Annotated in this window: 2 protein-coding genes and 1 pseudogene; all 3 read right to left on the reverse strand. The window is 63.3% G+C overall.

All coding sequences use genetic code 11. From position 1 onward, the window contains the following. Positions 1-1,174: 2-oxoglutarate dehydrogenase complex dihydrolipoyllysine-residue succinyltransferase (odhB, locus tag VGP39_RS24170; protein WP_327570617.1), on the reverse strand; the 1,174-nt coding region annotated here is incomplete at its 3' end. Positions 1,175-1,294: 120 nt separating this feature from the next. Next, positions 1,295-4,252: a 2-oxoglutarate dehydrogenase E1 component gene (locus VGP39_RS24175; RefSeq protein ID WP_327570618.1), complete on the reverse strand. Its 2,958-nt coding sequence runs from the start codon at positions 4,250-4,252 to the stop codon at positions 1,295-1,297. 132 nt (positions 4,253-4,384) lie between these two features. Continuing rightward, positions 4,385-4,771: pseudogene (locus tag VGP39_RS24180) on the reverse strand (succinate--CoA ligase subunit alpha); the annotation flags it as partial.

Genomic DNA, 4,771 nt, shown 5'->3' on the forward strand with positions numbered 1-4,771 from the left:
CGATGACGCGGTGGTCGTAGGACAGCGCGAGATACATCATCGGCCTTATCTCGACCTTCCCGCTAATGGCGATCGGCCGCTCCTGAATCTTGTGCATGCCTAATATCGCCGACTGCGGTGCATTCAGGATCGGCGTCGACATCAGCGAGCCGTAGATGCCGCCATTGGTGATGGTAAAGGTGCCGCCCTGCATCTCGTCGATCTTGAGCTGGCCGTCGCGGGCGCGCCTGCCGAAATCGGCGATGCTCTTCTCGATTGCGGCGATCGACTTATGGTCGCAGTCGCGCACCACCGGCACCACCAGGCCCTTGTCGGTGCCCACGGCGACGCCGATGTGATAATAATTCTTGTAGATCAGGTCGGTGCCGTCGATCTCGGCGTTCACGGCCGGGATATCCTTCAGCGCCTGCACGCAGGCCTTGGTGAAGAAGCCCATGAATCCCAGTTTGCTGCCGTGCTTCTTCTCGAACACGTCCTTGTATTGCGCGCGCATCGCCATGATGTGGCTCATGTCGACCTCGTTGAAGGTCGTGAGCATGGCGGCGGTGTTCTGAACCTCCTTGAGCCGGCGCGCGATGGTCTGGCGCAACCGGGTCATTTTCACGCGCTCCTCGCGCGAGGCGTCGTCGGCCGGCGAGGGCGCGCGTACCTGCACCGCGGCGGCGGACTGGTTGACCGGCGTCGGCGCCGACGCCGCCTTCTCGATGGCGGCCAGCATGTCGCCCTTGGTGACGCGGCCGTCCTTGCCGGAGCCCGGCACCGTGGCGGCGTCGATGCCGCTCTCGGCGGAGATTTTTCGCACGGATGGCGCTAGCGGTGCATCGGCCGGCGGGGCCTTCTGGACCGGTGCAGCCGCGGCAGCGGCGGGCGCAGCCGGCGCGGCGGGTTTGGCAGGCGCGTCGGCCTTGGCGGGTGCTGCCGCGGGCTTGGCGGCTGCGGCGCCATCATTGATCTGCCCGAGCAACGCGCCGACCGCGACGGTCTCGCCGTCCTTGGCGACGATCTCGCCCAGCGTGCCGGCCGAAGGTGCAGGGACTTCGATGGTGACCTTGTCGGTCTCAAGTTCGACCAGCGGCTCGTCGACCGCGACGGCATCGCCGGCCTTCTTGAACCAACGGCCGATGGTGGCCTCGGTGACGGACTCGCCGAGCGTGGGAACGCGGATTTCAGTCATTGTTTCTTCCTTCTCGCGTCATGGCCGGGCTCGTCCCGGCCATCCACGTCTTTAATCTCACCCCGCCGAAAGACGTGGATGCCCGGGACAGGCCCGGGCATGACGGCTTTCAGGAAACCGTCAGTTCAGCGCCTCATCCAGCAGCGCCTTGAGCTGCGCCAGATGCTTCGACATCAATCCGGTGGCGGTGGCCGCAGACGCCGCGCGTCCGGCGTAGCGCGGACGCTTGTTCGGTGCGTTGATCTGGTTCAGCACCCATTCGAGATAAGGCTCAAGGAAATGCCAAGCGCCCATATTGCGCGGCTCTTCCTGGCACCAGACGATTTCAGCGCCCTTGAACCTGCCGAGTTCCTGCACCAGCGCCTTCAGCGGCACCGGATACAGCTGCTCGACGCGCATGATGTAGATGTCGTCGATGCCGCGCTTCTCGCGTTCCTCATAGAGGTCGTAATAGACCTTGCCCGAGCACAGCACGACGCGCTTGATCTTGCCGTCGGCGACCAGCTTGATCTTTTCGTCCGGCAGCATCTGCGCGTCATCATAGAGCAGGCGATGGAACGTGGTGTCCGCGCCCATCTCGTCGAGCCGCGACACCGCGCGCTTGTGGCGCAGCAGCGACTTCGGCGTCATCATGATCAGCGGCTTGCGAATCTCGCGCTTCAGCTGGCGCCGCAGCACGTGGAACAGATTGGCCGGCGTGGTGGCATAGACCACCTGCATGTTGTCTTCGGCGCACATCTGCAGGAAGCGCTCCAGCCTTGCGGACGAATGCTCCGGCCCCTGCCCCTCATAGCCGTGCGGCAGCATGCAGACCAGGCCCGACATCCGCAGCCACTTGCGTTCGCCCGAGGAGATGAACTGGTCGAACAGCACCTGCGCGCCGTTGGCGAAGTCGCCGAATTGCGCTTCCCAGACCGTCAGCGCGAGCGGCTCGGCCAGCGAATATCCGTACTCGAAGCCAACCACCGCTTCCTCTGACAGCAGCGAGTTGATGACTTCGTAGCGCCCCTGATCGGGCTTGAGATGCTTGAACGGGGTGTAGCGGGTCTCGTCTTCCTGATCGATCAGCACCGAATGCCGCTGCGAGAAGGTACCGCGCTCAGAGTCCTGTCCGGACAGCCGGACATGATGGCCCTCTTCCAAAAGAGTGCAGAAGGCCAGCGCCTCACCGGTCGCCCAGTCGATTCCGACGCCGTTCTCGATCGCCTTGGCGCGATTTTCCAGAAAACGCTGTACCGTGCGATGAACGTGAAATCCGTCGGGCACCTTGGTGATCTTGCGGCCAATATCCCTCAGCGTGGCCACGTCGACGCCTGTGACGCCGCGGCGCGGATCTTCTTCCTGATCGGCGAGCTTCATGCCGGCCCACTTGCCGTCGAGCCAGTCCGCCTTGTTGGGCTTGTAGCCCGAACCCGCTTCAAGCTCGGAGTCGAGCCGCGCGCGCCAGTCCGCCTTGGCCTTTTCGACCTCGCCTTCGCTGATCACGCCATCGGAAATCAGCCGCTTCGCATAGATTTCCAGGGTGCTCGGATGGGTCGCGATCTTCTTGTACATCACCGGCTGGGTGAACGCCGGCTCGTCGCCTTCATTGTGGCCGTGCCTGCGATAGCAGAACATGTCGATCACGACCGGCTTGTGGAATTTCTGCCGGAACTCGATCGCAACCTTGGCGGCGAACACCACCGCTTCCGGATCATCGCCATTGACGTGAAAGATCGGCGCGTCGATCATCTTCGCGACGTCGGACGGATAGGGCGAGGAGCGCGAATAGCGCGGATAGGTGGTGAAGCCGATCTGGTTGTTGACGATGAAATGCAGCGAGCCGCCGGTGCGATAGCCCTTCAGGTCCGACAGGCTGAAACATTCCGCCACCACGCCCTGGCCTGCGAACGCGGCGTCGCCGTGCATCAGCAGCGGCAATACCGAAATGCGCTGGTCCGGCGGATCGCCATGCTGATCTTGCTTGGCGCGCACCTTGCCGAGCACCACCGGATCGACGATTTCCAGATGCGACGGATTGGCGGTGAGCGACAGATGAATCTTGTTGTTGTCGAACTCGCGGTCCGACGAGGTGCCGAGGTGATACTTGACGTCGCCCGAACCTTCGACCGCGTCGGGGTTGGCGGAGCCGCCCTTGAATTCATGGAATAGCGCGCGGTGCGGCTTGCCCATCACTTGCGTCAGCACGTTGAGGCGGCCGCGGTGCGGCATGCCGACAACGATTTCCTTTACGCCGAGACTGCCGCCGCGCTTGATGATCTGCTCCAGCGCCGGGATCAGCGACTCGCCGCCGTCCAGCCCGAAGCGCTTGGTGCCGGTGAATTTCAGGTCGCAGAATTTCTCAAAGCCTTCGGCCTCGATCAGTTTCATCAGGATGGCGCGGCGGCCTTCCGGAGTGAAACTGATCTCCTTGTCGGGGCCTTCGATGCGTTCCTGGATCCACGCCTTTTGCGCGCCGTTCGAGATGTGCATGAACTCGACGCCGAGCGTCTGGCAGTAGGTGCGCTCGCAAATCGCGACGATCTCGCGCAAGCTCGCGTAGTCGAGGCCCAGCACGTGATCGAGGAAAATCTTGCGGTCGAGATCGGCGTCGACAAAACCGTAGGAACGCGGATCGAGCTCCTCGTGATCGCGCGCGGGCTCCAGCCCGAGCGGATCGAGTTTTGCGTGAAAGTGGCCGCGCATGCGGTAGGCGCGGATCAGCATCAAGGCGCGGACCGAATCGCGCGTCGCCTGATGCACGTCGGCAGAACTCGGATCGGCGCCCTTGGCCTGCACCTTGGCGGCGATCTTGCCGCCAACCACTTTTTCGACTTCGGCCCAGTTGCCGTCGAGCGCCGAGGTGAGGTCGTCGCGCGGGCTGAGCGGCCAGTTGTCCCGGCCCCAGGACGGCCCGTCGGCATTTTTCAGGATGTCCGCGGATGGATCTTTCAGGCTCTTAAAGAACGCCTGCCATTCGGGATCGACCGAGGCGGGCTCCTTCTCGTAGCGGGCGTAGAGTTCGTCGATGTAGGTGGCGTTGGCGCCCTGCAGGAAGGAGGAGAGGGCAAATGCGGCATTCGCGTCCTGGCGAGACATGATTGCGTCCTGATGATTTGGCGTTGCTCGGAAAAACGGTCGAAACCGACCGATCCGGCCCGGATTAGCTCGTTGGGGAGCTAATACCCTATTTAAGGCGAATCTTCGCGCCGAAAAGAACCAAGAATTGAATTAAGACTTCAACTTTTCGACAAGGGTCTTTCCGAGCCGAGCCGGCGACGGCGACACCGTGATTCCCGCGGATTCCATGGCCGCGGTCTTGGATGCCGCGTCGCCCTTGCCGCCCGAGATGATGGCCCCGGCGTGGCCCATACGGCGGCCGGGAGGCGCGGTTACCCCTGCGATAAAGCCGACCATCGGCTTACTTCGGCCGCGCTTGGCCTCGTCCTTGATGAACTGGGCGGCGTCCTCCTCGGCCGATCCGCCGATCTCGCCGATCATGACGATCGAAGTCGTCTTTGGATCGGCCAGAAACATCTCCAGCACGTCGATGAATTCGGTGCCCTTGACCGGATCGCCGCCGATGCCGACCGCGGTGGTCTGGCCGAGGCCTTCCTG

The sequence above is a fragment of the Bradyrhizobium sp. genome (genome assembly GCF_036009065.1).
Taxonomy (GTDB): Bacteria; Pseudomonadota; Alphaproteobacteria; order Rhizobiales; family Xanthobacteraceae; genus Bradyrhizobium.

Bases quoted from the DNA above. Each gene is read 5' to 3' on its own strand.
- VGP39_RS24175 (WP_327570618.1), bottom strand. From the start codon at position 4,252: ATGTCTCGCCAGGACGCGAATGCCGCATTTGCCCTCTCCTCCTTCCTG.